Annotated in this window: 30 protein-coding genes and 2 pseudogenes; 18 read left to right on the forward strand and 14 right to left on the reverse strand. The window is 66.4% G+C overall.

Features of this window, described 5'->3' with window-relative positions:
• Positions 1 to 191: 191 nt before the first annotated feature.
• The 4 genes from ACFWAY_RS22700 to ACFWAY_RS22715 all read right to left on the reverse strand — a co-directional run bounded on the left by ACFWAY_RS22700 (position 192) and on the right by ACFWAY_RS22715 (position 3,687).
• Positions 192 to 908, reverse strand: coding sequence for a GAF and ANTAR domain-containing protein (locus ACFWAY_RS22700; protein ID WP_378512253.1), 717 nt, complete (start codon positions 906 to 908; stop codon positions 192 to 194).
• 172 nt (positions 909 to 1,080) lie between these two features.
• Positions 1,081 to 1,227, reverse strand: coding sequence for a hypothetical protein (locus ACFWAY_RS22705; protein ID WP_378512254.1), 147 nt, complete (start codon positions 1,225 to 1,227; stop codon positions 1,081 to 1,083).
• Positions 1,228 to 1,630: 403 nt separating this feature from the next.
• Positions 1,631 to 2,662, reverse strand: coding sequence for a hypothetical protein (locus ACFWAY_RS22710; protein ID WP_378512255.1), 1,032 nt, complete (start codon positions 2,660 to 2,662; stop codon positions 1,631 to 1,633).
• The gene (locus tag ACFWAY_RS22715; protein ID WP_378512256.1) at positions 2,659 to 3,687 is read right to left on the reverse strand and encodes a hypothetical protein; all 1,029 of its coding nucleotides are present in this window, start codon (positions 3,685 to 3,687) and stop codon (positions 2,659 to 2,661) included. Before ACFWAY_RS22715 ends, ACFWAY_RS22710 begins: the two co-directional genes overlap by 4 nt.
• 578 nt (positions 3,688 to 4,265) lie before the next feature.
• Here ACFWAY_RS22715 and ACFWAY_RS22720 point away from each other — a divergent pair.
• Positions 4,266 to 4,544: a hypothetical protein gene (locus ACFWAY_RS22720; protein ID WP_378512257.1), complete on the forward strand. Its 279-nt coding sequence runs from the start codon at positions 4,266 to 4,268 to the stop codon at positions 4,542 to 4,544.
• 41 nt (positions 4,545 to 4,585) lie between these two features.
• On the forward strand, positions 4,586 to 5,044 hold the full coding sequence (hadA, locus tag ACFWAY_RS22725) for a (3R)-hydroxyacyl-ACP dehydratase subunit HadA (RefSeq protein ID WP_378512281.1): 459 nt from the start codon (positions 4,586 to 4,588) through the stop codon (positions 5,042 to 5,044).
• 609 nt (positions 5,045 to 5,653) lie between these two features.
• Here the strand turns inward: hadA and ACFWAY_RS22730 are convergent.
• A complete protein-coding gene (locus ACFWAY_RS22730; RefSeq protein WP_378512258.1) occupies positions 5,654 to 5,857 on the reverse strand; it encodes a hypothetical protein in 204 nt (67 codons plus the stop codon).
• A gap of 428 nt (positions 5,858 to 6,285) precedes the next feature.
• Between ACFWAY_RS22730 and ACFWAY_RS22735 the strand changes: the two genes are divergently transcribed.
• Complete coding sequence (locus ACFWAY_RS22735) at positions 6,286 to 6,651, forward strand: Lsr2 family protein (protein ID WP_378512282.1); 366 nt, start codon at positions 6,286 to 6,288, stop codon at positions 6,649 to 6,651.
• Between the two features lie 29 nt (positions 6,652 to 6,680).
• Here ACFWAY_RS22735 and mihF read toward each other — a convergent pair whose 3' ends face one another.
• Both mihF and ACFWAY_RS22745 read right to left on the reverse strand, forming a co-directional pair.
• Entirely contained in the window at positions 6,681 to 6,995 is a 315-nt protein-coding gene (gene mihF / locus ACFWAY_RS22740; protein WP_378512259.1) for an integration host factor, actinobacterial type, read from the reverse strand.
• A 356-nt stretch (positions 6,996 to 7,351) separates the two neighbouring features.
• The gene (locus ACFWAY_RS22745) at positions 7,352 to 7,864 is read right to left on the reverse strand and encodes a helicase associated domain-containing protein (RefSeq protein WP_378512260.1); all 513 of its coding nucleotides are present in this window, start codon (positions 7,862 to 7,864) and stop codon (positions 7,352 to 7,354) included.
• A gap of 565 nt (positions 7,865 to 8,429) precedes the next feature.
• Between ACFWAY_RS22745 and ACFWAY_RS22750 the strand changes: the two genes are divergently transcribed.
• From ACFWAY_RS22750 to ACFWAY_RS22760, 3 genes are all read left to right on the forward strand, one after another.
• The gene (locus ACFWAY_RS22750; protein WP_378512261.1) at positions 8,430 to 8,657 is read left to right on the forward strand and encodes a hypothetical protein; all 228 of its coding nucleotides are present in this window, start codon (positions 8,430 to 8,432) and stop codon (positions 8,655 to 8,657) included.
• 389 nt (positions 8,658 to 9,046) lie between these two features.
• Positions 9,047 to 9,388, forward strand: coding sequence for an Lsr2 family protein (locus ACFWAY_RS22755; RefSeq protein ID WP_378512262.1), 342 nt, complete (start codon positions 9,047 to 9,049; stop codon positions 9,386 to 9,388).
• Positions 9,389 to 9,809: 421 nt separating this feature from the next.
• Complete coding sequence (locus ACFWAY_RS22760; protein WP_378512263.1) at positions 9,810 to 10,106, forward strand: hypothetical protein; 297 nt, start codon at positions 9,810 to 9,812, stop codon at positions 10,104 to 10,106.
• 278 nt (positions 10,107 to 10,384) lie between these two features.
• Here ACFWAY_RS22760 and ACFWAY_RS22765 read toward each other — a convergent pair whose 3' ends face one another.
• From ACFWAY_RS22765 to ACFWAY_RS22775, 3 genes are all read right to left on the reverse strand, one after another.
• Positions 10,385 to 10,507, reverse strand: a complete 123-nt coding sequence (locus tag ACFWAY_RS22765; RefSeq protein ID WP_378512264.1) for a hypothetical protein — start codon at positions 10,505 to 10,507, stop codon at positions 10,385 to 10,387.
• Between the two features lie 272 nt (positions 10,508 to 10,779).
• Complete coding sequence (locus tag ACFWAY_RS22770) at positions 10,780 to 10,929, reverse strand: hypothetical protein (RefSeq protein WP_378512265.1); 150 nt, start codon at positions 10,927 to 10,929, stop codon at positions 10,780 to 10,782.
• A gap of 62 nt (positions 10,930 to 10,991) precedes the next feature.
• Entirely contained in the window at positions 10,992 to 12,446 is a 1,455-nt protein-coding gene (locus ACFWAY_RS22775; RefSeq protein WP_378512266.1) for a wax ester/triacylglycerol synthase family O-acyltransferase, read from the reverse strand.
• A gap of 338 nt (positions 12,447 to 12,784) precedes the next feature.
• Here ACFWAY_RS22775 and ACFWAY_RS22780 point away from each other — a divergent pair, with 338 nt between their 5' ends.
• The 3 genes from ACFWAY_RS22780 to ACFWAY_RS22790 all read left to right on the forward strand — a co-directional run bounded on the left by ACFWAY_RS22780 (position 12,785) and on the right by ACFWAY_RS22790 (position 13,722).
• Positions 12,785 to 13,114, forward strand: coding sequence for an ANTAR domain-containing protein (locus ACFWAY_RS22780; RefSeq protein WP_378512267.1), 330 nt, complete (start codon positions 12,785 to 12,787; stop codon positions 13,112 to 13,114).
• A 21-nt stretch (positions 13,115 to 13,135) separates the two neighbouring features.
• On the forward strand, positions 13,136 to 13,327 hold the full coding sequence (locus ACFWAY_RS22785; protein WP_120662243.1) for a hypothetical protein: 192 nt from the start codon (positions 13,136 to 13,138) through the stop codon (positions 13,325 to 13,327).
• 194 nt (positions 13,328 to 13,521) lie between these two features.
• Positions 13,522 to 13,722, forward strand: coding sequence for a hypothetical protein (locus tag ACFWAY_RS22790; RefSeq protein ID WP_378512268.1), 201 nt, complete (start codon positions 13,522 to 13,524; stop codon positions 13,720 to 13,722).
• A 376-nt stretch (positions 13,723 to 14,098) separates the two neighbouring features.
• Here ACFWAY_RS22790 and ACFWAY_RS22795 read toward each other — a convergent pair.
• A pseudogene (locus ACFWAY_RS22795) lies at positions 14,099 to 15,130 on the reverse strand (phosphatidylserine/phosphatidylglycerophosphate/cardiolipin synthase family protein).
• Positions 15,131 to 15,675: 545 nt separating this feature from the next.
• Positions 15,676 to 16,557: pseudogene (locus ACFWAY_RS22800) on the reverse strand (GAF domain-containing protein); the annotation flags it as partial.
• An 857-nt stretch (positions 16,558 to 17,414) separates the two neighbouring features.
• Here ACFWAY_RS22800 and ACFWAY_RS22805 point away from each other — a divergent pair.
• The 4 genes from ACFWAY_RS22805 to ACFWAY_RS22820 are packed head-to-tail and all read left to right on the forward strand — an operon-like array spanning position 17,415 to position 20,546.
• The gene (locus tag ACFWAY_RS22805) at positions 17,415 to 18,131 is read left to right on the forward strand and encodes an amino acid ABC transporter ATP-binding protein (RefSeq protein WP_378512283.1); all 717 of its coding nucleotides are present in this window, start codon (positions 17,415 to 17,417) and stop codon (positions 18,129 to 18,131) included.
• 35 nt (positions 18,132 to 18,166) lie between these two features.
• On the forward strand, positions 18,167 to 19,054 hold the full coding sequence (locus ACFWAY_RS22810; protein WP_378512269.1) for a glutamate ABC transporter substrate-binding protein: 888 nt from the start codon (positions 18,167 to 18,169) through the stop codon (positions 19,052 to 19,054).
• 29 nt (positions 19,055 to 19,083) lie between these two features.
• Positions 19,084 to 19,731: an amino acid ABC transporter permease gene (locus ACFWAY_RS22815; RefSeq protein WP_378512270.1), complete on the forward strand. Its 648-nt coding sequence runs from the start codon at positions 19,084 to 19,086 to the stop codon at positions 19,729 to 19,731.
• Entirely contained in the window at positions 19,728 to 20,546 is an 819-nt protein-coding gene (locus tag ACFWAY_RS22820) for an amino acid ABC transporter permease (RefSeq protein WP_378512271.1), read from the forward strand. The genes ACFWAY_RS22815 and ACFWAY_RS22820 overlap by 4 nt, the downstream gene beginning before the upstream one ends.
• Positions 20,547 to 20,757: 211 nt before the next feature.
• On the opposite strand, the gene ACFWAY_RS22825 is transcribed toward ACFWAY_RS22820, so the two are convergent.
• Positions 20,758 to 21,540, reverse strand: coding sequence for an IclR family transcriptional regulator (locus ACFWAY_RS22825; protein ID WP_378512272.1), 783 nt, complete (start codon positions 21,538 to 21,540; stop codon positions 20,758 to 20,760).
• A 204-nt stretch (positions 21,541 to 21,744) separates the two neighbouring features.
• Between ACFWAY_RS22825 and ACFWAY_RS22830 the strand changes: the two genes are divergently transcribed.
• Genes ACFWAY_RS22830 through ACFWAY_RS22850 form a run of 5 tightly spaced genes read left to right on the forward strand, consistent with a single transcriptional unit; the run spans position 21,745 to position 25,427 of the window.
• Positions 21,745 to 22,935 carry a CaiB/BaiF CoA transferase family protein gene (locus tag ACFWAY_RS22830; protein WP_378512273.1) on the forward strand — a complete coding sequence of 397 codons (1,191 nt, stop codon included), beginning with the start codon at positions 21,745 to 21,747 and terminating at the stop codon, positions 22,933 to 22,935.
• Positions 22,932 to 23,801, forward strand: coding sequence for a citryl-CoA lyase (locus ACFWAY_RS22835; protein ID WP_378512274.1), 870 nt, complete (start codon positions 22,932 to 22,934; stop codon positions 23,799 to 23,801). Before ACFWAY_RS22830 ends, ACFWAY_RS22835 begins: the two co-directional genes overlap by 4 nt.
• Positions 23,788 to 24,750, forward strand: coding sequence for a cyclase family protein (locus ACFWAY_RS22840; RefSeq protein ID WP_378512275.1), 963 nt, complete (start codon positions 23,788 to 23,790; stop codon positions 24,748 to 24,750). Before ACFWAY_RS22835 ends, ACFWAY_RS22840 begins: the two co-directional genes overlap by 14 nt.
• On the forward strand, positions 24,747 to 25,190 hold the full coding sequence (locus tag ACFWAY_RS22845; RefSeq protein ID WP_378512276.1) for a PaaI family thioesterase: 444 nt from the start codon (positions 24,747 to 24,749) through the stop codon (positions 25,188 to 25,190). The genes ACFWAY_RS22840 and ACFWAY_RS22845 overlap by 4 nt, the downstream gene beginning before the upstream one ends.
• A 48-nt stretch (positions 25,191 to 25,238) precedes the next feature.
• The gene (locus ACFWAY_RS22850; RefSeq protein WP_378512277.1) at positions 25,239 to 25,427 is read left to right on the forward strand and encodes a hypothetical protein; all 189 of its coding nucleotides are present in this window, start codon (positions 25,239 to 25,241) and stop codon (positions 25,425 to 25,427) included.
• Here the strand turns inward: ACFWAY_RS22850 and ACFWAY_RS22855 are convergent.
• Positions 25,414 to 26,097 carry a ScbR family autoregulator-binding transcription factor gene (locus ACFWAY_RS22855; protein ID WP_378512278.1) on the reverse strand — a complete coding sequence of 228 codons (684 nt, stop codon included), beginning with the start codon at positions 26,095 to 26,097 and terminating at the stop codon, positions 25,414 to 25,416. The genes ACFWAY_RS22850 and ACFWAY_RS22855 overlap by 14 nt on opposite strands.
• Positions 26,098 to 26,358: the final 261 nt, after the last annotated feature.

Raw genomic sequence — 26,358 nt, forward strand, 5'->3', positions numbered from 1 at the left:
CACGGTCGCCGGACCCAAACGCATCTGCTGTGCGACCCACGCTCGAATCGCCGCGTGATTCATAACGTCGCCTTCTCTGGGTGAACCAGTATCCGCGCCCGCGGAGGCACGGCGACCGCGGACGCTCCGTGCGGTGCCGACGTCTGCAACGTCAAACAAACCCGGTGAGGATAAGAAGAATTCCTTGACGGTCAGCTGAGCGAGTTGCGGTGCTGGTCGATCATCCGGCGGGCGATTTCGGCGATCTTGATGTTCATCAGCTGTGAGGTGCGGCGCAACAGGGCGATGGCGTCGTCGTCGGAGATGTGGTGCAGGGCCATCAGTAGGCCGATGGCCTTGCCGATTTCCCGGTTGCTGTCCAGGCCGGCCCGCAGGGTGGCGGCCTCGGCGCCGCCGCTGATCGCCGACACGGTGACTCCCGCGAACGCCGCCAAGATGACCGCGTGCTCGGCGGCGCCGTCGGTGAAGATCCCGGCGGTGTCGGTGAACAGGTTCAATGCGCCGATTTTGCGTTCTTCGACCAGCAGTGGGAACCCCATCGCGCCGCGTACCGGGGTGCCGGCGAGAATCCGGGCGGCCAGACGCGGCCATTTTGTGGGGGTGGCCAGGTTCGGCTCGATCTGCGTGGTCTCGTCGTCGATGGCGTCGACGCAGGGTCCCTCACCGAGGGTCCGCTCGAGGTCGTCGATCCGGCGGGCGACGTCGTCGCTGGCGGCGACCGTGACATAGGTGTCGCCGTCGCGCAGCATCACGCTGGCGTGGTCGCAGCCGGGCACCAACAGCGTCGCCGCCACACAGATCGCGGCGTACACCTCGCTGTCGCTGGAGCGGTTGTAGACGATCTCGGCCAGGGCGGTGAACACCGTGGCCGGGTTGACCGGTGGTCCGGGAGTCGCGGGATGCTCCATCGATGTCCTCCTCGCTCACCCCCCCGTGTTGTCACCGTATCCCGCGACCGGACCGGACGGTGGTGGGTCAGGGGCGTGGTGAGATCGCGTGTGCCCGGCCAGTCCCCGCTGCCGCCGCGTCCGCGAAGTCTTCCCGCACTCTCGCACCCGAACGCTGAGATCCTCTGGATGCTCACCTGATACATGGAAGCGCGCTTCCGCGTCCTGGGCGCTGCCTGACCGACGGCGCGTCGGCCAGGGCCAGCTCCACGGTGAGCTGTACCTCGTCCACCTCGACGTCCCAGGTCTTCGCGAAGGTGCGCAGCGTCCGCAGTCCCACGCGCCGGACCGGGCCCAGTGTGCTGTCGATGTGGGGGCAGGCGCACCGGGAGCGGCCACGCTCGGAGGTCGACGGCGACCCCCTCGGACCCGCGCACGCCCCCACCACCACCAGAACCCGCCGCTGCACTGGGGGATCACCGCCTCGGCCCCGCCGCACCCCCCGGTGTTCACCAGCACGGTTGTTCGCTACCTGCACTGCACGGCAATCGGACGGGGGAACACCAAGTCGACGGCGAAATCCGCTGCCGCAGAGCATCTTGTCGACTCGCTCCTCGACGAAACCACCGCAACTCGAATCGGCACGTGAACTGCCGAACCGCGGCGGCCGCATGCTCCGGGCGATCGCGGGTCAGGACTCGAGGATGGAAGGCTGACGCCGCACCCGCTCCGGCGGGACGACATTACTCGGTCAGTGCCAGTTCGATGTGGCGTCGGCCGATCGTGTCCGCGGGTTCGTCGCAGGCATGGGCGAGGGCACCGTGCGCCGCTTGGATGACCTTGCGCAGGTTGCGGTTCGCTGCCCGATAGTGGGCGAAGAGCCGGTCGAGGGCGTCGGGGTCGACGAGATCGCCGATCCGCCAATCGCTGTCCTCGGCCCTGGCGCGGGCCCGGTGACGCAGGATGGCGCCGATGGCGTCGGGGGAGGGAATCTCGGGCAGGGTGATCCGCGACTCGAGGAATCCGGATGCCTCGCGATAGGCCGGGTCGGGCAAATAGGTTTCGTGTACGGCGATCACCGCCGCCGTGGACAGGCGCTCGGCGATCATCCGCAGCGTGGACCCGAAGAAACCGGCGATCAGCGGCTCCGGATCCAGCCCGGCGCGCCGGATCCAGTGATCGGTGTCGGGCAGAACCAGGACCGGGGTGACCCCGCGGGCGGCGATGATCTGCAGAATCAACTGGGCCTGTTCGACGACGTCCTCCCCGGACACCGCCCGGGTGTGGACGACGCCGCCGAGTTCAACCGCGAGATCACCCTTGAGCCACGGCAGGCCGGCCCCGACGGTGACCTTCACCGGACGTGTGTCGGAGACGCCGCGGGCGGTGTCGTCGGTTCTGGACGCCTTCCGGCGGTCCGGCCGGGTGTGATGGTCGTCGATGTACTTGCGCACGGTGTGCACCACATGCCCGGCGAAGTCCGCGGGTTGGGTCGACACCGCCGGGGTCATCATGTCGACCCGCACCCGGATCGGTGCGACGTCATGGACGAAACCGCCGAGGACGTGTTCGGTGATCGAGGTCTTTCCCGATCCGGAGGCCCCGATCAACGCCACGCGTTCGCCGCGGCGAACGGCCCGGGCCAGGGTGTCCTCGTAGGCCCTGCCACCGGTCAGGACGTCGAACGGCACGTGCAGCGACGCCAACTGCGCCTCCGGTGGTGTCGAATCGAAGGCGTGCGCGTTCTGCAGGGCCCGCAGCAGGCGCGCGCTCACCGCTCATCCTCCGTGCGCGAGGGCGGGAGAAGCAGTTCGTCGGCGAAGGCCAGCCGATACACCTTCCGGGGCCGGCCCGGGCCGGCCGCCACGTCTTCTCCCACGACCAGTCCTTCGTCTTCGAGTTTCGTCAACACCTGCACCGCCCGGGCCCGGGTCCAGCCCAGCCGATTCAACAGGGCGGCATCGGACGCGCTGGCACCGCCCAGGGCCTCCAATTCCGCGGCGAGCATGGATTCGGATCGGCCCAGCGCATGGATCCTCCGGTTCCGCAGGGCGAGGACGTCCAGTCGGGCCCGGTGCTGCGGGGCGGGGAGGTCGACGAGGTCGCGGGCGGCGGCGATCAGTCGCCGGGGGTTGCCGCCGACCAGCCCGGCGATCTCCGCGGGCAGCGATCCCGGGTCCGGTGACAGCCGGGTGGACAACAGGGCCGCGGCGGCCTCGGCGGTGAGGGCGGGCAGGTCGATGACCGTGTCGAAGAACGCGTCCGCCGGCGGGGTGAGCAAACCGCCGCGATCAGCGGCGCGGGCGGCCACGATCCACTGGTATCCGGTTTCCCACAGCTCGTCGCGCAGCCGCCCGAACAGCTCGTGGCCGGCGGTCGCGGTCACGTCGTCGACGACGAGCACGGGCCCGGCGGCGGTGGCCGTCTCCGCACCGGCACCGGTGTCGTCCAGCAGGGCGGAGCGTTCGGCGGTCAGTTGGTCGAGCAAGTCCGCGGTGGTCGCCGTGGGGGTGTGCTCGCCGGTCACGATCTGCGCCAGCAACCCGCGCCCGTCGGGTATCCCCTGGGCGTGGATGAATCGCATCGGATATTCGCCGACCCGGTCGCCCGCCTGCGGCGTGCGGGCCCGGTACATCACCTGCCGGAGCAGGGTGGTCTTCCCGAGTCCCGGATCGCCGGTGACCAGCACGTTCAGGCCTCGGCGCACCGCGGTGTCGATCCGGGACAGCGGTTCCTCGCGGTCGACGAACAGCGCGGCGTCGACGGGATTGTCCAGCAGCGGCCGCCCACTCAACAACATTCCCTAACACTACTTACTGTAAGAATTGTTAGCAACCGTCATTCGATGAGAGTTGATGGTGTGGCTCTGTGGCTTGACCCACGATTGCGTCCATGAGGATGGTGTACGAACCGGATCCGAATCTGACCGGCGTGTCGTAGCCAAAGACGGCGGCCATCGCGTGACTCTTCGAGGGATCGACCAAAGTCACTCGATGAAGGAGCGCGCGCGAGAACCACTGCCCACGATATCGACCTGTACCAGTTCCTGAGCCCTGTCCCTCGCCCGGCTGGTCGTCGTTTGCCGATAACACGGCAGGCACCATCGTTCGAGTGGTCTTATGGGGGAACGATCATCGCCGCAACGGCAACGGCGATCTCGCGGCGCGGTCTTGGTGGTGGGTCCCGTCCGTCCTTGGGAGACAACGCATGAGTATGCGAATTATCGAGGTTCCACTCGATGGGGCGCAGGTGGTGTTCGTCGAGGTGAACGGCGAGGATTTCTATCGGGGCGGGGGATGCTGTGGCGTCGGTCGACAACGTGGACAAGATGCTCCGCGTGTGGGGGATCGGTGCGGTCGGCGATTGAATGACGTGATCATGCCGACTATGCACACGATCTTCGATCGAGTAGATGAGGGAACGCCTGCCCGGGACTCTGTCGAGATCCCCGACCAGGGCGAAGCCGCCGGATTCCCCGTCGACCGAGTCCAGGCGCTGCGCGCACATCATGACGAGGCGGTGCAGATCGCCTCTGCGGAGGTGTACCAGTGGTACATCACGTACCTCACCTGTTCCGCCGCTCACTTCGGCAGCGGACACATCGGGGTCATGCCGGTGACTCTCGTCCGCCACGGCACCGGCGGTGTGCCCGGGTGAGCGATGACGACGCAACACCGGGGAAGGCCGATCCTGCCGACATGGTCGGCCGGCACTTCCGCCTCCCCGACTACTACGAGGTCGGGCGGGAGAAGGTACGCGAGTACGCGCGGGCGGTTTTCGACCCGCACCCGGCACACCGGAACGAGGCCGCCGCCGCCGACCTGGGCTACGCCGGGCTGATCGCACCGCTGACCTTCGCCTCACTGCTCGGTGGCGTCGCCCAGCAGCGCGTGTTCGCCGACCTCGTCACCGGCTACGACCTGAGCCAGGTCCTGCACACCGAGCAGCGCCTGCACTTCCACAAACCCTTCACAGTGGGGGACCGCCTGATCTGCGACATCTACGTCGATTCGTTCCGTCGCAGCCACGGACAAGACGTCATCGTGATCAAGAACGTCATCACCGACCTGCACGGCATCCTCATGCAGACCACCTGGACCACCATGGTCGCCCGCACTCCGGACACGGCCCCACGCCCGCGACCACCTCGGCCGTAACCACCCGCTGCCCCACACGGCCACTCTCCCTCCGGGTGTACGGTCGTCGCCGCACGGCTCCCGCCGGTCGATTCAGGCCGGAACTCGGCGAGACAGTCGTGCGGCAGTTGCATTTGACTGCTGATCGAATGCGACCGCGCCGCTGCCCCACCTGTTCCACGACGAACTTCGCCGCCGGGGGCGTTGCTGCGCCGCGCCACCATCGGTGCCCGGTGATCGATCGGAAAAGGGTCATCGATCGGGGACCGACGGGTGCGTTCGGCACTGGCCTCTTGCATCAGCTCGGCGAGGCCTTGGCTGGATGCAGGGGACTTGCCGACCGTCCGTCATCTGCGCGGTAGCGGTGGGCTCGCTCCGCCACGATGGGGGTGCACCGACGACAGGGCCACGTCACCGCGGTGGACCGCACCGCAGACGCGACCCGGTGGCGCAGGGAGCGAACCGAGTTGGTCCCTGCGAACAGCAGGGACGCAGGAAACGGACGATGCGTCACTCCCTTCTGACGGGGTGCGTCGCATCGTGCGATGTTGGGCGGGCGTCCCCGTTCCCTACATGAACGGCCCGCCCGATTACCCTGCAGACGTGGGGGATTGACAGTAATCGCCCAGCTCATGTGTCCGGTCTGTCGGCCCGGCCGGTGGGCGCGGTTGACCACACGTCGGTCAGGCCGCCACCGTCCATGTAGCGGTCGATCTGGACGATGCCCATTTGAGTTGCGGTAGGCCTGTGTGTCTCATTGATCGCCTGAAAGTCTGAGGCGAAGGGTTTGTCGCTCGATGTTCCGTTGCGAAGAGTCACCTTGTATTTCGGCATGGTCAGCAATATGCCACTGTCGGCGTGGTGCCGCACCACTAAAGCCTGGATCCGTGGAGATTGCTGTGTGACGGCATGTAAATGACGAAAGTGTCTCCCGTAGTGAGGGAATCGAGATTCTCAGGCCGCGATTGTCCGCATACGGAAAAGCCGCTTTCAGTGCACTCACCGCACACGTTCACGACTGGGTCCGCGGTGTTCGACGAACGCAATCTCGTGGCGGCGGCAGGGTCGGGTGCCGGTCCTCGCACTCGCCGAACAAAGCGAACAGCTACTTCGTCGACGCCGATGTGAGAGACGGGCATCGAGAATTGTGCCGTCTCAATTGCCGCGTGCAATTTCGTCGGCTGATCTGGCGGATATCGCGCGGATGCCATCCTCTCGCGCGGGCAGTACAGTCGACCGGTAAAGAAAATGAAGGAGTGGTCATGGCGCGCCATATAGTGGTCGAACACGTCGACGACATCGATGGAACTTCCATCGACGAAGGACAAGGCGAGACGATCGCCTTCTCCGTCGACGGCATCGATTACGAGATTGATCTGTCAGCGAAGAATGCGACACAGTTCCACAAGAAGCTCGATTACTACATTGAGCATGCGACAAGGGTAGGCGGCCGCAAGAACCGGACCGCAGGCACTATCCACTCCGGCGGTGGCCCGACGACGCCGGCACGGCGAGACCGCGACCACGTGCGAGCGATCCGCGAATGGGCGCACGAGCAGGGCTACGAGGTGGGGGTCCGTGGGAGGATGCCCACGGATATCGTGGAGGCGTACAACGCAGCTCACTGACCCGCTGCGATGTCCGTGCAGCGCACCGGTCACTTCGCGGCGGCGTCGACAAGTGCCTTCCGCTGATTCGGCCCCAGACCCCCGATCCGGCGCGTAGCGGAAATCGACAGCTCCTCGAGCAGGTGAGCGGCCTTGATCGGACCGACGCCGGGGAGTGCCTTGACGAGGGCAGACACCTTCGTCTTCTTCACGATTTCGTCGGATTCGGCCTTTTCGAACACCGCGCTCACGGTGAGGTCACCCGACTTCACAGCCGAGAGAAGTTCGCTGCGCAGCTTCCGTGCCCGAGCTGCCTTCGCCAAGGCTGCCGCCCGCTGTTCCGGTGTCAAAGTCGGCAATGCCATGAGAACTCCTCCGAGTATCCGCGACTAAATTACTGCCGCTGGACGGAACTGCGCGGGCAGTAACGGCAACAAGAACGGCCATTACTGCATCGATCGTAACAATCCACGCAAACGCACTACGGCGGATCGCACCGCAATCGGAAATTGTCGCCTGACCTATTTAGGCGATATTTAGGTTTCGATCAACGTGGAATATGGTACGAGCGAGTCGATATCAGGGGTCAGGATGGGGATCGGGCGAAAGACATCGCACGGCACCAGCACCGAGATCGACACCCGCGACACCCGGTAGGTTCGGACCCGTGGGGGTGGATGCGGTCCTGGTGATCGGCACCGGACCGGCGCCACGCGAGAAGCTATGCCGCCGTGCGAGGACCCCGCGGACGGGGCGCCGGTGACACGCCAAGCAACGCTAGCGGTGCTTGCTCCTCGTCCGGCAGGGTGTGCGCGCGCCACTTCTTCACCGCCCGATACAGCCACTGCCCCACCTGCTCGCCATCATCGGTGACGTAGTTGGCGGGCAACAGAGCGTCACCGTGCTCTTCGCGGTAGGCGGCGATCGCCGTCAACATGCGCCGACGCTTCGAATCCGTCCTCGCCACCGCCGGGAGGGGTCGCCCGTTCTCGGCCCACACGAAACCGATCGCGTCGAGCTCGCTGATCCGGTCGGCCGGCAGTGTTCCGAGCATCCGGGCGACACGCTGACGGGTCTGCCACCGCCCGAGACGGTATCCGTCGTCGGTGACGTAGTCGTCCGGGATCGGAGAGTGCGGGTGCGTGCGACGGAACGCTGCGTACATCCGCAGTGGCGACAGTGAACTTCTGGCGTGTGCTGGTCGCATCGACATCGATCCTTCCGCGTCAATCATGAGGGTCCAGTTGTCCGATCGTCGCTCATTCAAGTATGTCCACCATCACATATATAGCAGCACCCCGCCCTCGCAATCGTGCTGCTCCGCTTGCCTCGGAGGACCGACATTCCTCGCGACGTGGTGTGCACCACGGCCGCGCGGGAAATCATTCCGCAGACCTGCCGGGCAAATGTTCAGGAGTCGTTCGCTCCCGCAACCGGATTGAGCCGGAAATCAGAAGTCAAGGAGGAGACGCCATGGGGTGTCGGATCGGCGATACCACCTCCGCGTGCTCGCATCCTGGAGCCAGACACTGTTCGTCGCACGGGTTGAAGATCAGATCCCGGCGTGTGAGTCTGCCGTTTCGCCTCTCCTGGACCGGGATCGTGACGCCCTCGCGTTCGGTGGGGCTGGGCGTCCGCCACGCGTCTATGCGGTACGTGATGGCGATTCCGACGCTCACCCCGCGACCCGAACCCACCCCCTCCATTCGCCTCGGTTCTTGGCGGCCCGGTCCCGCTGTGACACAGGCCGTCGCAGAAGCGGATTCCGTACTGGGCAATCGTTCAGTTACAGTCGGTGCGTGAGATGTTATCGCTGGCTGTGGAAGTCGTGCGCTGTCGCGAGCGCCGTGGCGTTCCCAATGGGCGCTCTGGTCGCAGTCGCGTACGACAGCATTGTTCTCGGCGTCATGGCCGCCGTCCTGCTTGGTGATGCGGTAATACTCGGAATCATCGCAATACGCGGCGGCGCGCATCCAACCCTCGACGAGGACCCCCGCCAACCGTGCTCGTGCGATCCCGGATCATGAAGACGATTCCTCGTGGCCGGCCTGTGAGCGGTAGACGGTCGAGGCTCGACCGTCATCGGCAGTGTCGTGTGGCCGCCGATGGGCTGACCGCGCACCCCGCGGCTGCGACTCCCATGACGTTTGATGGTAAGCGGTACGACGCGCACGCGGTATCAATACCACTGCCTCACAGTCGGACCGGAAAACTTGTGCGCGGGTCCACCTATGAACCCGCCCGACAGCCCGCTGCTCCCCAACGTGCACATGGACAGAGCAACGCCCGGCTGCACTGCGACGGTGACCACAGTTTCCCGTGGTCCTATGGGACCCCGTAGACCGCTGATCTCGCGGGGCTACCTGATACTTCCAGTACTATTCATCTTGTCCGTACCGGAGAGGGAGCGAAATCTGTGGCGCGCAAGGTCGTAGTAGAGCTGACCGACGATATCGACGGCACCGTGTTCGGAGAGGACGGCGAAAGTATCAGCTACGCCGTCGACGGCGTCGAATACGGGATCGACCTGAAGGACGAGCACGCCAAGGAACTCCGCGAGACTTTCGAGTACTACATCGCCCACTCAACCCGGGTCGGCGGCCGCAAACACCGAGCAGACCGGCAGGTCAACCCCGCGAAACGGCCATCGGACGAAACCAAGAAGATCCGCGCCTGGGCTATCGAGCAAGGCTACGAGCTCTCTGCCCGGGGCCGCATCCCCACCGAGATCGAGCAGGCCTTCCACGCCGCCCACTGACACGGACCCCACCCGCCTCGTCGGTGAGTTCGTGGCCCGCGCGCGTTTCAGCTCGGTCCGGCCCGTGCGCGAGGGGACCCAATCGGATCGACGCCGAGGCGAGGTCAAGAAGATCCGGCAGTGGGCGACAGAACACCCGGCTACGAGATGCCCGCTCGAGGCCGGATCCGTGCCGAGATCGTGCAAGCGTCACACCGCTCGCGACGCCACGCCCACGAGCTCTCGTAGTCGCGAGAACTGGTGGCGGGCAACGCACCGCATGAACCGCCGAGTGACGCTGGGTGCCCTGCCGCTGACAATCCGGGGGTCCGGATCCTCTACAGGGCCCGGGCCCGCCAGTCCCGTCCCGGCACCACGTCCGAGCTCCCCGGCATACTCACACCACAACAACGCCCCAACCACGCCGAGAGACGGTACCGCCATGATCAGTTGGACCCTCACCATCACCGCCGAAGACGCCGCGACCGCCCAGACCGGTGCCGCCCTCGACCTCCGCACCGCAGCCACCGAACTCATCGACGCCACCAGGGCCTCCATCATCGAGTCCGCCGCCGCGCACCGGCCCGTCTACACGCTCACCCTCGACGGCGACTGGCTCACCTCGATCGCCACCGGCGAAACCTCCACCGGCGCACCCGACCGCGACCTCGCCCTCGACCGGCTCGCCGAGATCGAAATCGAACTCGTCGGCCGCGACCGCGTCACCGGCCCGAACTAACCGGCACCACGAGCCGTACAGGTGCCGGCGCAGGCGCGCGGCGGTGAAGGACTCGGGCGCGCGATGGTGATCCGGTTGACGAGGACATGGTGGGGGATCACCGTGAACGTGCTGGGCCGATATCGCGCGGCCGACGTGGCTCCCTGCTCGCGGGCGACGATGATCGTGGGAGAGCCACAGAAGGGCGGTCGGTCGGGGAGCAACCCGTGAGACGGGCTGGGCACGGTGCCGGTTCACCGCTGGACGCGGCACCGCACCGGGGTGCGAGATGCTACGGGTCAACCGGTGTCGGGCCCGGGCAGGATTCCCAGGATGGAGAGCAGGGTTCGGCAGTCTTCGGTCCGTACGGCGACAGCGAGCCGTGCCCGGCGGATGGAGTCGGGGTCGAGTTCGTACTCCACATTTAAACTTCGCCATGACCTCACCGAAAATCGCGGCGTTGCGCCCCCGATCCGACACCCAACCGGGTGCCCGATATTCGGCCGAACAACCTAATGGGTGCTCCGACCGGCAGATCCGGACGTATCACCGGCGCCCCCGTGCCACGACGCACCGCGGTTGCCGGTTCGCCCCACACGGATGTGCAGGGCGACGATGTGCCGACTCCCGCGAGCACCAGCAGCAGGGCAGTATTTTGGCCACGATCTCCGTTCGATGGACCGCGGGGACGGTGTCAGCGCGCCTCACGCTGCTGATCGGGGCGGTCGTCGGCGAACATGGCCTCGATCCGGGCCTTGATTTCCTCGGTACTGATCGCCGCGGCGTGCGCGGGACCGCGCCCGCCGGCGTTGATCGCGGTGACTGGTGTGGTCGGGGTGTTCATCGTGGGAGTTCCTGCCTTCGTCTCGATGTGGGGGACGTTCCTGCGCGGGTGAGGCGTAGGGGTCAGAGTCCGACGGCGGTTTCGAGGAGATCGAGTTCGGCGTCGAGCTGATCGAGCATGGGGTGCAGATCCGGGACGGTGCGGCGGCAGCCGGTGAGGCCGAAGACGATCTGGTCGTCGCTGCTGGTGCAGGTGATGTTGAGTGCCTGCCCGGTCGTCGGGGTGGAGAGCGGGTAGAGGGTGTCGAGTCGGGCCCCGTTCCAGTACAACGGGGTTCGGGGTCCGGCGACGTTGGAGATGACGACGTTGAACGGTGGCCGCAGCGGACCCCGGCGGCCGAGGAACATTTCGACTCCGAGCGGCGCAGCGCCGAGGGCGCTCATCGCGAGCACCTGGGCGGGACTCATCGCCTGGAGGGCGGCTTTGCCCTCGTTCATGCAGTTGCGGACGGTCTCGAGCCGGTGCGCGGGGTCGGGGAGATGGGTAGCCAGGTTGCACATCAGCACTCCCACCCGATTACCTCCCGGCGCCCGGTCACCGGTCCCGGTGTCCGGTGCGCGCAACGAGACCGGGACCATCGCGATCAGCGGATTGTCCGGCAACGCGTTGCGGGTGTGCAGGTAGGCCCGGAGGGTGCCCGCGCACATCGTCAACACGATGTCGTTGATGGTGGCGTCGGCGTGCTTGGCCAGCAAGCGGATCCGTTCGAGGGGGAAGGACCGCGCGGCGACGTGCCGGGCTCCGCTGATCGGCACGTTGAACAGGGTGTGCGGCGCGGTCAGCGACAGCGCACCACCCTTGCCTCGGCGGGCGCGGTCTACGGTTTCCACCGCCGCAGGCACCAACCCAGTCACCTCGCCGGCCACACCCCGGGCGGCGCCCCATGCCAGTCCTGGCAGCGTCGCCAGTCCCGGCAGCGTCGACCCGCCCCGATTGTCCGTGCCCGCGGTCGGTGTCGGTGTCGGTGTCGGTGTCGGAACGACAGTTAACCGATGGTGGGGTTGCCAGGGGGCGGGCATGTTCCGCCGGTGCGGGTCCTCGCTCATGCTCTCGCGCAGCAGCCTCATCGCGGACGCACCGTCGGCGAGGGCGTGGTGGATCTTGGTGTAGACCGCGTACCGGCCGTCGGCGAGTCCCTCGATCAGGTGCATCTCCCACAGGGGGCGGCTGCGGTCGAGCAGGGTGCCGTGCAGCCGCGACACCAGGGTCATCAGTTCGGCCATTCCGCCCGGCTGGGGCAGGGCGTCGCGGCGCACGTGGTGTTCCAGGTCGACCTCGTGATGTGGGAGGGTGTCCCAGCCCCACTGACCGAGTGACGTCACCGAACGGCGGGCCCGTTTACGGAAGGGTGTTGCCACCTGATCACCGAGAAGGGCGGCATCGAACATCGCGCGCACATCTGCCGCCGAGGCGCCCTCCGGTGGGGTGAACACCGCCAGGCCGCCGACGTGCATCGGATGCTCGCGGGACTCGCCGAGCAGAAACAGTGAATCGGTCGGTGCCATCGGCAACAACATGTGTGTCCTTACCGTTCCCGAAACCGGATCCACCTGCGCGGATCCGTTCCCCCGAAACTGATGGTCAAGTCGATGTAGTCGTTTCGCAATATAACGTTTAGATGTGGTTCAGATCACAAACCCGTCTCGCTGTTTCCGTTCTACAGCACCGCCACCGGCCGCGCCACCTGCGCAGATGGCCGCCCCATACCTGGACGTTTGTATAGATGGCCGGCGCGTGGCGTGTGCTAGAACTGATCAGGCATCGACAGTGACGTGACTCACATTGTTCGTCCCACGGGATTTGTCCGCACACCGGCGGATCTCGGCCGATGCACGAGAGCGAAGGAACACGCCCCATGATCGAGGACACCACCGAACCACCCCTCACCCCGGTTCCCGGCCCGACGCGCCTGATTCCCCGCCGGCGGCCCGACGGTCGCGAACTCCTCGCCACCGCGAAAGCAATCCTGATCGCCGCCCGCGGCTGCAGCGACGACCAGGCGTTCGACGAACTCCTCGACGTATCTCGCCGACATCACCTGACCATCCTCGGCGCCGCCCGGAGCCTGGTCGACCTCGCCGCCGGCCCCCCACCCCGGCGCCGCCGGTCCGACGCCGTCCGATTCGACGGGTGGGACCAGCTGATCACCCAACTTCCCCCACACCGCCACGCGCACGCGAGCTGACGCGACAGGATGCGCACGATCATGTCTGAGACCGACTGTTCGAACGACACCACCGGCACCGCATCGAGCCAACCGGGCGAGAGCGCATCGCCGGTCGCCGACGACACGATCGTGTGGCCCGAACCCAGCCCGCTCGATTCCTGGTGGGAGCACGTGGTCCACGACCATCCGGCCCCGCCCACCGCCGAGTCCGCACTCGGCACCGACACGTAGCTGTCCGGCGACCGGACCGAGGTCACGATTCCGGACGAAACCGCATGCCGTGACACGTATCCCGTAGTGCGACGGAAGGTGCCGGAGCGGCCGGGGTCCGGGTTATCACGGCGCGGCATGCGCCTGCGTGGGCCACCACGACCCGGGCGGGTTGTGTCATGCTGGGTGCACAGTGTCGAAGTCGCGGGGGTGACATGACTACATTTGCAATGGTGCGGTTCACAGGCAGGCGTGGCTGGACGTTGCGATGCGATCTGTGCGAGCACACCTTCGACGCCGCCGTCGCCGGCCGGCCCGAGGCGGTCGCCTTTGCCCGCACCAACGGATGGATCGTCGGTGACGCGACCTGGTGCCCGATGTGCGCGGTCACCCACACCACCCGCCGCACAGCCTGAACCCGCGGATCTGCAGCCCTGACCCGGGACTGCGGTGCGGTTGCTCCGCGGCGAGGATGTACCTGAAGATTTCGTCTGCAACCGGAGGTCATCGGTGAATGCCGCCGGACGGTCACCGCGGTCGACCAGGCGGTCACCAGCGCGAAGGACCTTCCTGAACTCGCGCATCCCGACGCCGCGATGCTGGATCTACTTGCCCGCCACCTGGAGGCGCGTTCATGGGTCCTGGCCCTGGCGTGAGACCACCCCGATGAGTCTGGGATGAGAGGAAACGGGGTGGGCGAAGCCCACCGAAAATCCGCGGCGATGTCGGTTTGCCGCAATGGCGGGGACGCTGTCGTATGCCCTGGTCAAGCCTGTAAATGTGCGGATCGGTTTACAGGTTCCAGAGTCGGAGCAGCGCGGCCCGCAAGCAGGGGGAGACGATGCGGTGGTCGGCGTGCAGTCGGGGATGGGGGTGCCCCAGGTCGGCGAGCCGTGCCTGTGCGTCGGTTACCGCGATGGGCTCGAGGTCGCTTCGGGTGCGTAGTTGGTACGCCACTGCTGTGCGGGTGTGCGGGATCGTGATCGGGTCGGAGTCCACGACCGCGGGGCGGGTAGAGCCATTCGTTGTCGGCGGTGACCTGGAGCTGTCACCCCGCTGGAGTCGGCTACGGCTGCTTCCGCCGGGGAGATCGAGGCGGAACCATTCGAGCTGGTACTTCGCGGTCGGTCCGGCGGAGGTGGTGCGGCGGCTGGTGTGGGCTGTGCGCTCGTGTTCTTCCGCGGCGCCGGGTTGGTAGTCGGTGATGTGCCACAGGAACATTCGGGTGACCGGCGTGGGCAAGAAGTCAGGCTCGGCGCGCACCCGGCCACTGATTCCTGGTAGGGGGACGGCGCGGCCGATCTGCCAGATGGCGGTGGCGTTGTCGAGGAACACCTGGTCGACCTCGGTGATCTCGTCGATGCCGTCGATGAACTTCCGGACGGCGGTGACGACCTCGGGGTCGTCGGTGATGACCACGGCCTCATCCGCGATGGTGGAGCTGTACGACAAGCTGGCGGAGCCGATGACCACCCGCCGTTGTAGATCCACGTTGTCGCCTCCCGCAGCGTTGATGGTGGGCTCCCGGGTGTGGTGCTCCTGCATCTCGAGGCGATCCGCGCCCACGGGTGGGTTGGCATTCCGCCCACCGGCGTGGGTGCCGTGGTGGGGTGAGTGGTGATTCCTGGTCGCCGCCCGATGTAACGCACACGGACCGACGCGAACGTCGGGAAGTCGCCTCGTGACAATGGGTGCTGTTTTCCTGCGTCGCGCCCGACTCTTGCCCCTCACCGGACGGGCAGTTGTCGCCCCAGGGGCCGGATGATGTTTCGACCGCCTCCGCGCACGAATGGGCCGCGGGCTCCCCGCCGCCGTCCGGGGTATCCATCACGAAGATGGGGAACCTGATTTCGCCGACCGTGGTCCACTCTGTGGGGAGTGGGGGAGTGGACGGAAAGGGCTGGTCAGGAGGATGGTCTGCATCATCCGATGGTGGGGATTGGCGGAAAAGGGGCGCCGTGGCGGGTGTGAAAGACCGATCGGGTTGGCGATCACGCCGAGTGAAATCGTGTCCACGGATCGTGGTTGCGGCGTAATCCCGGGGCAGGAAATTCCGGGGGGAGGTGAACTATTTCCTGCCCGATGACCTCCTCATCGCCCGCAACCCGAGGAGGGCTCGTATCTGGTCCGGGTGCCGCTCGGTGCCGACGGGATCGTGTTCAAGGCCCGGTCGTCGTGGCCGCGGGAGGCGAAGGTGTACTGTCACCGCGCCGACGGCTGGCCGGCCGACGCCGAGCTCTTCGGAACGCCTGACGGTGTGCTCGTGCACCCGCCGCGGGGCGGCGATCGACCTGGTCCCGACACCGGGCCCCGGGGAGAACCGGTTGGCCAGGTCGTACATCAGCACTCTCGCCCGGTTAGCAGACCCAGTGTATGTAGAACGGCCGTCGAGCTTTGGGCCCGAAGTCGTCCACGGTAGACAGGCGGGCGGTCTGCCCGCTGGGAAGGTCCACGATGTGTCGATGTCGGGTCGGCGCAGTGGTCAGATCGACCGCGTGCTCGAGCAACGCGGCCTGATCTTGGGCATCGATTGCCAGGCGCAGTCGCCGGTTCATCAGGACGACATCGTCGCCGAGGGCCAGTACCCCGGTCTGCGGTGCGCGGCGACAGGCTTTCAGGTAGGCGTCGAGCAACGCGAGCTGTTCCGCGCTCGCCTGGGCGAGCAGCCGTCCTTCTATCTGGGCGGTGGCCGACCGCGCGAGGGTGGCCAGTAACGGTCCGCCGTCCTCGACCCAACCGGTGAGATCGAGCGCACCGACGAGGGCGCCGGTCACCGGGTCGTTGATCGGCACACCGGCGCATGCCAGTTCCCCGAGGCAGTCGGCATAGTGTTCGGGGCCCGTGACGAGGGTGGGCTGACGAGTTTCGAGGGCGGTGCCAATCCCGTTGGTGCCGGCGAATTCTTCGGAGTAGCTGAAGCCAGGCGCGAGGTTGACGTCGTCGAGTGCCTGATTGAGTCGTCGGCTGGCGGTGATCCTGGTCATTACCACGCCGTCGGCTGAGGTCAGGATCACGCTGACCGGCTCGGCAACGAGCCCGTCCGCCAGTTGAAGCAGTACGGGGGCGGCCGCCGTGACGAGGGGGCTGTCCAGGTTCGGTTCGCGGACGAAGGGAAGCGCGAGCTGATCGGGTCGTACCTCGAGCGCTTTCGATCGCTGCCACGAATTCGAGATGGTGTCCCGAACGGAGCTGTCGAGATCATGCTCGACGAGAAAACGGTCCCGTGCCCTCTGCAGGTCCTTGGTGGTCATCGTTGGTCATCGCCCTGTTCTCCACCGGTTACGTAGACGAGCGTACGTCGTCTCCGTGCAAGTCGGATCTCAGTCTGAGACGCGGTGGCTTCGCGGATACGCCCAATCTCAGGACTGGCTCGGGCATCTGGGCCCCTACGGCGGTGACGCGCTGAGATTGTTCGGGTGGTCCTCTCGCTTCACCACCAAAGAGAGGGGAACTACCGCTGGCACGCGGCGACATGTGCCGAAAGTGCTGCTGCACAACCAGACCACTTGACAATCTGAGCGCAACTGTGCCCGCGGGAAGCCCTCTTCGACTCACTGTGACGGTTGCGAAACCCTGCGGCCGGGTGCGGCACCACACGGAAGGCGAGCTCGCGGGGTGCCGCACCAGGGGCACGAGAAATCGGGGAGATCGAGCCGATCGAGTTTCATCACGTTGTCCACGCGGAGGCGAAGTTCCGAACGAACTTCTCCTTCGCGTCGTCGGCAGCGTAGACCCTCGGCCGGAACGCGCAGCTCCGAGTTCGACCCGAACTGAACAAAACCAGTTCCGCCACCTCTCGGAGCAAAATGCCAGGTGGACGCACTTTGTGATCTGCAGGCGACTTTCGAGGGAGCTCATGCTGCAGTTCCCTCGATCGGTAGTGTGAGGCCAACTGGACGATCCACTAGATGATTTATATGGACCGCCTGACGGTTTGTGTGCTAGCTTCGTGTATCGGAACATGACCTGGATCACTCCCTGCCGAGCCTGGTGAGGGTCCGTCACAGACATGACCTGTCGGGCTTTTTTACGGAGGAGCATCATGCACTCGACTATCGATCAACCGTCGCCCACGTCGGCGTCCTTCGACGCGCCGGTGCTGGTGCGCATGGAGGGTGTGAACAAGTACTTCGGCACCCATCACGTGCTCACTGATGTCGACCTCGACATCACTGTCGGCGAGGTGTTGGTGGTGATCGGCCCGTCCGGGTCGGGAAAGTCGACCTTGTGTCGCACGATCAACCGTCTCGAGCCGATCAGCTCGGGTCGGATCCTGCTCGACGGTGTCGAGCTGCCTCAGGAAGGCAAGCAACTGGCGCGGTTACGCGCCGAGGTCGGGATGGTGTTCCAGTCGTTCAACCTGTTCTCGCACATGACAATCCTGCAGAACGTCATGCTCGGGCCGACCAAGGTTCTCGGACTCGGGAAGAAGGAGGCCGAGGCCACCGCCCGCAAGCTCCTTGACCGAGTCGGTGTGGGTAATCAGGCCGAGAAGATGCCGGCCCAGCTCTCCGGCGGACAGCAGCAGCGCGCGGCGATCGCGCGTGCCCTGGCGATGAAGCCGAAGGTGCTGCTCTTCGATGAGCCGACGTCCGCCCTGGACCCGGAGATGGTCAACGAGGTCCTCGAGGTGATGAAGGAGCTCGCCGAGACCGGTATGACGATGGTCGTGGTCACCCACGAGATGGCCTTCGCGAAGTCGGCAGCGAACCGGGTGATCTTCATGGACGCCGGACGCATCGTCGAGGAGGCCGATCCGCACGCATTCTTCGCCAATCCCCAGACCGAGCGCGCCAAGGACTTCCTGTCGAAGGTCCTGCACTGACCGCCGCACCGTCGACACGAAAAAGGTTGTCTGTCATGAGGTTTTCCCGTAAGGCGATCGTGCCGCTGGTGGCCGTGTTCGCCATCGCCGGTATCGCTCTGTTCGGCACTCGCTCGACCGTGACCACGGGCATCACCCCGGCGGTTGCTCAGTCACCCCAGTTCGCACCCGGCACGACGATGGAGAAGATCGCTCGTGAGGGTGTGTTGCGGGTGGGAACCCGGTTCGATCATCCGGGGCTGTCGGCGCGCAACCTGCGCGGCGAGCAGGAGGGATACGAGATCGATCTGGTCCGGTACATCGCCGGCAAACTCGGTGTGCCCGCCGACCGGATCGAGTGGACGGAGGCCAACTCCGCCAGCCGCGAGCAGCTGCTGCAGCAGGACAAGGTCGACGTCGTCGTCGCGACGCTGTCGATCAACGACAAGCGACGTCAGGTGATCAGCTTCGGCGGCCCCTACCTCGACATCAACAACGACCTGGTGACTGTGAAGGGGAACCCGAAGAACATCACCGACCCGCAGACCCCTGCCGGGGTGACGGTGTGCTCGACCCTCGGTGGGGCGGTGTCGGCGTCGCTGCGCAAGAACTTCCCGCAGACGAACCTGATCGAGTTCGACGTCTCGTCCAAGTGCATCGATGCCCTCAAGAACGGGTCGGTCGACGCGCTCGCCACCCAGGGACCGATCGGCGCCGGGTACGTCAGCAAGGATCAAAAGGACATCGAGCTGATCAACAAGCCCTTCGCCGTCGAGTCGTGGGGGGTGGGTATCGCCAAGGGCGATGTCGCGTTCTGCGAGTTCCTCAACGGCGCGATCACCGATTACTACCGCGACGGCTCCGCCGAGGAAGCCTGGGCCGACAGCCTGGGCCGTTACACCAAGCAGCAGCCGGTCATGCCGGAACTGCAGCCCTGCACCTAGATCTTTTCGTCTCACTTCGAGGACATCCCATGCACACCGTAGTCGACCATTTCGGCGCCCTGATGGAGGGTTTCGCGGTCACGCTCGCGCTGATCGGCGTCTCCACGGTCCTGGCGCTGATCGGCGGAACGATCCTCGCGTCGTTCCGTGTCTCCCCGATCCCACTCCTGCAATCGATCGGCTCCGGGTACGTCGAGACGTTCCGTAACGTCCCCACCGCCGTCATCTACTTCATGACCCTGTTCGCGTTCCCGCAGCTCGGCATCAAGATCCCGTTCTTCTGGGCGGCCGTCGCCGCCCTGGCGATCTACTACTCCGCCTTCTTCTGCGAGGCCGTCCGCTCGGGTATCAACGCGATCCCGGTCGGGCAGTTCGAAGCCGGCCGCTCCATCGGTCTCACCTTCGGCGGCTCATTGCGCTACATCGTGCTCCCGCAGGCGTTCCGCAGCGTCGTGCCCCCGCTGATCAACGTGTTCATCGCACTGACCAAGAGTTCGGCGATCGCCAGCGCGTTCGGTGTCGCGGAACTGCTCACCCGCGCCGAAGGCGTGATCGCCGAGGAGAGTCAGGCGGTGCTGTGGATTCTCGCGGCCACCAGCATCCTGTATTTGGTGATCACCATCCCCGCCGGGACCATCGCCAACATCGTCGAGAAGAAAGTCGCGGTGGCCCGATGACAACGACAGCGACTGCGACGAAACCGACCACCCCCATGTACGACGTCCTCGGCCCGCAAGGCCAACGCAAAGTCCGCAACGCCACCTGGGTCGGTGCCGTCGTGGTCGCGATCACCGCGGCCGTGGGGCTCTACCAGCTCGGCTCCCACGGTCAGCTCAGCCCCGACCTGTGGTCGGTGCTGCTCGACCGGGACCTGATGCGCAGCGTCCTCAAGGGCCTGCTCGCCACCATCTCCTGCGCGATCGTCTCCATCGTGCTCTCGGTGGTGTTCGGCATGATCCTCGCGGCAATGCGGATGTCCGACAACATGATTCTGCGCGGCATCGTGCGGGTATGGGTGGAGATATTCCGCGGGCTGCCGCTGCTGGTGCTGATCTTCTTCATCTTCCTCGGCGCACCCCAATTCGGGATCGTCGTCCCGTCGTTCTGGGCGTTGGCCCTTGGCATCTCGCTCTACAACAGCGCGGTGATGAGCGAGATCTTCCGCGCCGGGATCGCGTCGTTGCCCCGCGGTCAGGCCGAAGCGGCGGCCGCGATCGGCATGCGCAAGACCCAGATCTTCCGCATCATCCTGCTGCCGCAGGGCATCCGGATCATGCTGCCCGCCCTGATCAGCCAGGTCGTGACGATCGTGAAGGAAACCTCCCTCGGCTTCGTCATCGGCTACACCGAACTGCTGCGCAGCGGCCGGGTCGCAGTGGAATACCTCGGCGGACAGTACGCCATCCCGGTCTATGTCTTGATCGCGATCATCTACCTGCTGATGAACGTCGGGCTCTCGAAGCTAGCGCGCCGAATCGACGCCCGCACGTGAGGTAGGAGAAGGCCTTTCCCTCGGCCGTTGTTGTCCGAGTGGAGAGCGCGATCAGTGCCGGCATCTCGACCGCCCGTACCCCGGTCGAGATACCGGCATTTCTCGGTGCGCCAGGGGAAGAGCAATATCCACCACCCCCGCGAGCGCACCCGCAGAAAGCGGCGTGCTGCCCGCCCAGTCCCGCGTGGCCGGGCAGCACACCAGTTGGGGTTCAGTCCAGGCCGGGCAGGCCGATGGCCGAAATCTCCTCTGCCGCAGCCCGGGTGCATTCGATGTAGCGGGGTGTCCGGTCGTCGGTGAACCGGCCGGTGGGACCGCCCAGGGTCAACGCGGCCACGACCGTGCCGTGGGAGTCGATGAGCGGGAAGGACAGCCCGGAGGAGCCGAGCTCCCGCTCGCCGTGCACCAGTTGGTAGCCGCGTTCGCGCCCGGTCTCGACCTTCTCTCGCAACTGGTCGGCGAATTCGGGGCCGTGCGGGGAGTCCGCGGCCACGTCGTCGATCAGTTCGGGGGCGGCCAGCAGCAAAATCTTGCCGGCGGCGCCGGCCCACAGCGGGTACGGCACTCCGAGCGGGATGACGCTTCGTACGGTCGCGGTGCTCTCGCACTGCGCGACCACGACCCGGGACAGGCCCTGCCGGATGTACAGGTTCACCGTCTCGCCGGTGTCGGCGCTGAGCTGGCGCATGATGTCGACAACTTCTTCCGGCGGCGCCCAGGTCTTGCCCGCCAGGCGCACCCAGCGCAGCATCTCCGGGCCGAGGCTGTAGGACCCGTCCGCGCGGCTTGTCAGCACGCTGCGCGCACACATCGTCGCTACCAGGCGCACGACAGTGGTTTTCGGCAGTTTCGTCCCCTCGACGAGTTCTTTGAGGCTGCGGGTCGGGTGCGTGGCATCGAACAACTCGAGCAGGTCTATCACCCGGGTGACGCTGCGGACACCCGAGTCGGCGACGGCCGGCTTCTCTGCTGAATCCATAGGTACCGCAGTCACCTCTGATCCTCCCTGCTCAGCGATTCTTCCGATGTACCACCCTACGGTTCGGAGAAACCGATCTCCAGGGATGCTCTCCGGTTGACAACAGAAACCATCAGGCGGTGCAGATAGACCGCTAGATGGTTCAGATGGTAGGGTTAGGCACGTCACACAACGACACCTTTTGTTTGGTGGGATTCGCCCCACGGAAAGGATCTTCCGATGAAGCTGCTCGACGGAATCCGAGTCTTGGATCTCACCAACGTCCTCGCCGGCCCGTACGCGAGCTACCAGCTGTCGCTGATGGGTGCCGACGTCATCAAGGTCGAAGTACCCGGCAGCGGCGACCTGGCTCGACAGCTCGGTGCCGACACCGCGCTGTCGAGCCAGAAGTTCGGCGCGTCCTTCGTGGCCCAGAACGCCGGTAAGCGCTCGATCACGGTCAACCTCAAAAGTGAGGCCGGCCGGAACGTGTTCGACCGGTTGATCGCCGGCGCCGACGTCCTCGTCGAGAACTTCCGCCCCGGAGTCCTCGCCCGCCTCGGCTACTCCTGGGACGAGCTGCACGCGATGAACCCCCGGCTGGTGTACTGCGCGATCTCCGGTTTCGGGCAGACCGGGCCGATGCGCGAGCGCCCGGCGTACGACCAGATCATCCAGGGTCTGTCCGGGATGAGCGCGGTCACCGGCACCCCCGACACCGCACCATTGCGCGTCGGATTCCCCGTGTGCGACACCCTCGGCGGAATGACCGCCGCCATGGCCATCAACGGCGCTCTCGCGTCCCGGGCCCGGACCGGCGAGGGCGTCTACCTCGATGTGTCGATGCTCGAGAGTTCACTGACCGCGCTGGGCTGGGTGGTCTCGGACTACCTCATCGCCGGACGGCAACCCAGCGCGAACGGCAACGAAAACCCCACCGGCGCACCGTCGGCGACCTTCCAGACCGGATCCGGTGCCCTCAACATCGCGGCCAACAAGCAGGAACAATTCGAGATCCTGTGCAAGCTGATCGGCCGCGAAGACCTCATCGACGACCCCCGGTTCGCGCTGCGCGACGACCGCAAGAACCGGCGCTCCGAACTGCGCGTCGAGATCGAGGCCGCCCTCGCGGCCAAGTCCGCCCGCGAGTGGGAGCCGCTGCTCAACGAGGCAGGGGTACCCGCCGGACTGGTCCTCGACGTCACCGAATCCCTCGACCTCGAACAAATCACTCAACGCGAACTGGTCCACCAGGTCGACCTGCCCGATCGCACGGTCAGCGTCCTCGGCACCGGCTTCCACGTCAACGGCCGCCCGCTGGCCCCGGCGTCGGCGCCCCCGACGCTGAGCGAACACACCGACGAACTGCTCACCGATCTCGGCTTCACCGCCGCCGAGATCACCGAACTGCACACGGAAGGCGCGGTATGACCACCACCGCACGCCGCCCGGTCCCCGGCGCGGCCGAGACCACCATCGACGACGTCACCGGCTGGTGGCGCACCGAGATCAGCGACATCTCACCCGGCGTCATCCGCTACCGCGGCTACGCCATCGAGGACCTGATCCCGACCACCTCCTACGCCGGCATGGTCTGGCTGATGATCCGCGGGCAGCGCCCCACCCCCTGGCAGGAACGACTCCTCGACGCCGCCCTGGTCGCTGCCGTCGACCACGGCCCGCAGGCACCCTCGATCGCGGCCTCCCGCATGGCCGCCACCTGCGGGGTCGGCCTCAACAACGTGATGGCCACCGGCGTCGGAATGCTCGGCGACGTCCACGGCGGCGCCGGTGAGCAATGCATGAGCGTGCTCGCCGACATCGTCGAGCAGGCCACCGACCCCACCGAACTGCGCCCCGTCGCCGACCGCATCGTGGCCGAATACCGTTCCGCCAAAAGGTATGTGCCCGGATTCGGGCACCGATTCCACCCCCGCGATCCGCGCCGCGACCCACTGCTCTCGCTGGTCGCCACGGCCCGCGACGACGGCGCGGTGTCCGGCCAATACCTGCACGCCGCCCTCGCCCTCGAGCAATCCCTCGCCGCCGGACGGACCCGACCGGTCCCGATGAACATCGACGGCGCCACCGCCGTGGTCTACGCCGAACTCGGCTTCCCCCCGCCCCTCGGCCGCGGACTGTTCGTCCTGTCCCGCTCGGTCGGCATCCTCGCCCACGGCTGGGAACAGACCCAGCAGGGCGGCCGCAACAAGGGACCGATCCCCCGCACCCTGCTGCCCACCTACACCGGCCACCCGGCCCGCGCCGTCGAGGACACCACCCATGCCGATCGATAACCCCACCACCGGCACAGCGACCGCGCCGACGCGCTCGACCTGGGGACAGTTCCAGACCACGCCCGACCGGGGAATGGCCAACTACGCCGGCCCCGACCACGTGCGCGACGCCGCCACCCTGGTCCAGCGGGGAGCTGTCTTCGGCCTCGACTACCCCCTCGACGCGTTCGTGCCGTCCCTGGCGACGCTGCGCAGCGCCCCCGAACATCATCTGGTGTCCCGGCACCGCGACCACCGCGACGACTACCTGGACGGATTCTGGCCGCAGGCCGCCAGCCACCTCGACGGGTTGCGGCACCGCCGCCACGCCGAGCACGGCTTCTACAACGGCACCCCCGACGCCGCCATTGTCGCCGGCAATCCGGCCCTCGGCATCAACCACTGGTCCCAGCACCCGATCGTGGGCCGCGGCATCCTCATCGACATCGGCCGCCACCGCACCCACCTCGGGAAACCGATCGATCATGCCGGCGGCGAAGCCCTCGACATCAGCGAACTCGACGACACCTTGGCCGCGCAGGACGTGCAGCTACGCACCGGTGATCTGCTGCTGATCCGCACCGGCTGGGCTCAGTGGTTCCTCGACGAGGCCACCGCCGACGAACGCGCGCAGATCCACACCAGCAAGACCTGCACCGGCCTCGCCCAGTCGCAGGCCGCGATCGACTGGTTCGCCGACCATCAGGTCGCCCTCGCCGCCTCGGACACCTTCGCACTCGAACGCCTGCCCGCAGTAGCTGATTCGCCGTTCGGAGCCGACACCGACCACGGCATGATGCACCAGGAGCTCATCGCCCTGCTCGGCCTGCCCATCGGCGAGCTGTGGAAACTCGACGAACTCGGCGAGGACTGCGCCCGCGACCGCCGCTACGAATGCCTGCTGACCGTCAAACCCCTCAACCTCACCGGCGGTGTCGGCTCACCCGCCAACGCCACCGCCATCAAGTGACCACCGGCTACGGTGCGACGGCGCTGTCACCCGAGGACGGATGGACCGAGGTGATCGACGACGGTTTCATCGCCCTGGTCTGCCCCTTCTACACCCGCACCGACGGCGAACACACCGAGGTCGCGGTCGTGTGCCAGGACAAGCACCGCAACCGGCGAGGGATCGTGCAAGGCGGGCTGGTGATGACGTTCGCCGACCGCGCACTCGGCATCGCGGCCCGCGCGCACAGCGGCGCCCCCACCACGGCAACGGTGCACCTCGACGTGCACTTCGTCGCTCCCATCCACGTCGGCGACATCCTGCGCGCCCGCCCCCACACCGCACCCGGGACCCGGTCGCTGCTGTTCATGCGAACCGACCTCACCGTCGACGACACCCTGGTCGCGACCGCCACCGGGGTGTTCACACCCCTACGGACCGCACCCCTCGTCGAGGAGTGAGATTCGGCATGACCCCGAGCCCCGTGGAAACCATCCGAAAGAGGTGTCGTGGTGCAACCCGACCAGCTCGTCGCAGCGTTCGCCCGTATCCCCACCGCCACCATCGGTGACGCCCAGGACCGCTTCGGCTGCCCGACCGGAATCAAACCGATGTGGCCGGGAGCGACCATCGCCGGGCGAGCGTTCACCGTCTGCACCCGAGCCGGAGACAATCCGGTCCGTCTCAGTTCGTCGTAGCGGGCTGGTCCTGGTGGTCGGACGATCCTGTGACGGGGACGTTGGTGCGGGCGGCCCGGATCCGCGTCATGCCGTGATGCCGCGTGGCGGGCATGATCCCGGGTAGCAGGAACATCCACATCTGGTCGACCCGCTGCTCGAGATCCGTGCGGTGGGCAAGGACCTGGGACACGGTCTGCACTCCGGTGAACGCGCCGATGACGAACCGCGCGAAAGACGGCGGATCAATACTCGTGAGGAGGTCGCCCTCGACGACGGCACGGGTCGCCAGGGTCTGGCAGGCGGTGATCCAGTCCAGGTAGGGGCCGGCGGGGCCCCGGTCGTCGGCGCTGAGCTCGAGGGTGATCCGGATGCCGGCCCGCACGATCGGGTCCTGCACGATCTGCCGGGCCATCTCGTGGCAGAGCATCACGATCTGCTCGATCGCCGACGCTTCCTGTTCGGCGATGGCCTGCACCGTCGCGATGGAGATCCGGTGTTGCTCGGCGATGATGTGCCGGGCCAACTCCTCCTTGGAATTGAAATGAAAGTACAGGGCACCCTTCGTCATTCCGGCCGCTTCGACGATCTCGACGAGACTGGCTCCCTCGAACCCGGACTTGTCGAACATTTCCGCTGCTCCGCGGACGATCTGCGCTCGGGTCACCGCCGCCCGTTGCTGTTGAACCATTTGTTGCACCTTCCGTGCCTTTCGTGGGTGATGCCCGGTGAATCGGGCCGCACCCCTCCAGCCTGCGCGACGCTACCACCGGCACTGGATTGCAATCTTCTGACGGAATACCCGTGTCCCGCATGCACATACACTCACACCAATGGCCAAAACAGACCACTAGCCCCAATACCGTTTACTTAGAATCACACGGCTGTTATTCTCGAGCCCGTGCCACGTGTGGGATGGGTGAAGCCGAGCAGTGATCAGCGGTTGTCTGAT

Origin of the sequence: Rhodococcus sp. NPDC059968, from assembly GCF_042738615.1 — a bacterium.
Classification (GTDB): Bacteria; Actinomycetota; Actinomycetes; order Mycobacteriales; family Mycobacteriaceae; genus Rhodococcus_F.

Bases quoted from the DNA above. Each gene is read 5' to 3' on its own strand.
- ACFWAY_RS22700 (WP_378512253.1), bottom strand. From the start codon at position 908: ATGGAGCATCCCGCGACTCCCGGACCACCGGTCAACCCGGCCACGGTG.
- ACFWAY_RS22715 (WP_378512256.1), bottom strand. From the start codon at position 3,687: ATGTTGTTGAGTGGGCGGCCGCTGCTGGACAATCCCGTCGACGCCGCG.
- ACFWAY_RS22720 (WP_378512257.1), top strand. From the start codon at position 4,266: ATGCCGACTATGCACACGATCTTCGATCGAGTAGATGAGGGAACGCCT.
- hadA (WP_378512281.1), top strand. From the start codon at position 4,586: ATGGTCGGCCGGCACTTCCGCCTCCCCGACTACTACGAGGTCGGGCGG.
- ACFWAY_RS22730 (WP_378512258.1), bottom strand. From the start codon at position 5,857: ATGCCGAAATACAAGGTGACTCTTCGCAACGGAACATCGAGCGACAAA.
- ACFWAY_RS22735 (WP_378512282.1), top strand. From the start codon at position 6,286: ATGGCGCGCCATATAGTGGTCGAACACGTCGACGACATCGATGGAACT.
- mihF (WP_378512259.1), bottom strand. From the start codon at position 6,995: ATGGCATTGCCGACTTTGACACCGGAACAGCGGGCGGCAGCCTTGGCG.
- ACFWAY_RS22745 (WP_378512260.1), bottom strand. From the start codon at position 7,864: ATGATTGACGCGGAAGGATCGATGTCGATGCGACCAGCACACGCCAGA.
- ACFWAY_RS22760 (WP_378512263.1), top strand. From the start codon at position 9,810: ATGATCAGTTGGACCCTCACCATCACCGCCGAAGACGCCGCGACCGCC.
- ACFWAY_RS22770 (WP_378512265.1), bottom strand. From the start codon at position 10,929: ATGAACACCCCGACCACACCAGTCACCGCGATCAACGCCGGCGGGCGC.
- ACFWAY_RS22775 (WP_378512266.1), bottom strand. From the start codon at position 12,446: ATGTTGTTGCCGATGGCACCGACCGATTCACTGTTTCTGCTCGGCGAG.
- ACFWAY_RS22780 (WP_378512267.1), top strand. From the start codon at position 12,785: ATGATCGAGGACACCACCGAACCACCCCTCACCCCGGTTCCCGGCCCG.
- ACFWAY_RS22785 (WP_120662243.1), top strand. From the start codon at position 13,136: ATGTCTGAGACCGACTGTTCGAACGACACCACCGGCACCGCATCGAGC.
- ACFWAY_RS22790 (WP_378512268.1), top strand. From the start codon at position 13,522: ATGACTACATTTGCAATGGTGCGGTTCACAGGCAGGCGTGGCTGGACG.
- ACFWAY_RS22805 (WP_378512283.1), top strand. From the start codon at position 17,415: ATGGAGGGTGTGAACAAGTACTTCGGCACCCATCACGTGCTCACTGAT.
- ACFWAY_RS22810 (WP_378512269.1), top strand. From the start codon at position 18,167: ATGAGGTTTTCCCGTAAGGCGATCGTGCCGCTGGTGGCCGTGTTCGCC.
- ACFWAY_RS22815 (WP_378512270.1), top strand. From the start codon at position 19,084: ATGCACACCGTAGTCGACCATTTCGGCGCCCTGATGGAGGGTTTCGCG.
- ACFWAY_RS22820 (WP_378512271.1), top strand. From the start codon at position 19,728: ATGACAACGACAGCGACTGCGACGAAACCGACCACCCCCATGTACGAC.
- ACFWAY_RS22830 (WP_378512273.1), top strand. From the start codon at position 21,745: ATGAAGCTGCTCGACGGAATCCGAGTCTTGGATCTCACCAACGTCCTC.
- ACFWAY_RS22835 (WP_378512274.1), top strand. From the start codon at position 22,932: ATGACCACCACCGCACGCCGCCCGGTCCCCGGCGCGGCCGAGACCACC.
- ACFWAY_RS22840 (WP_378512275.1), top strand. From the start codon at position 23,788: ATGCCGATCGATAACCCCACCACCGGCACAGCGACCGCGCCGACGCGC.
- ACFWAY_RS22855 (WP_378512278.1), bottom strand. From the start codon at position 26,097: ATGGTTCAACAGCAACGGGCGGCGGTGACCCGAGCGCAGATCGTCCGC.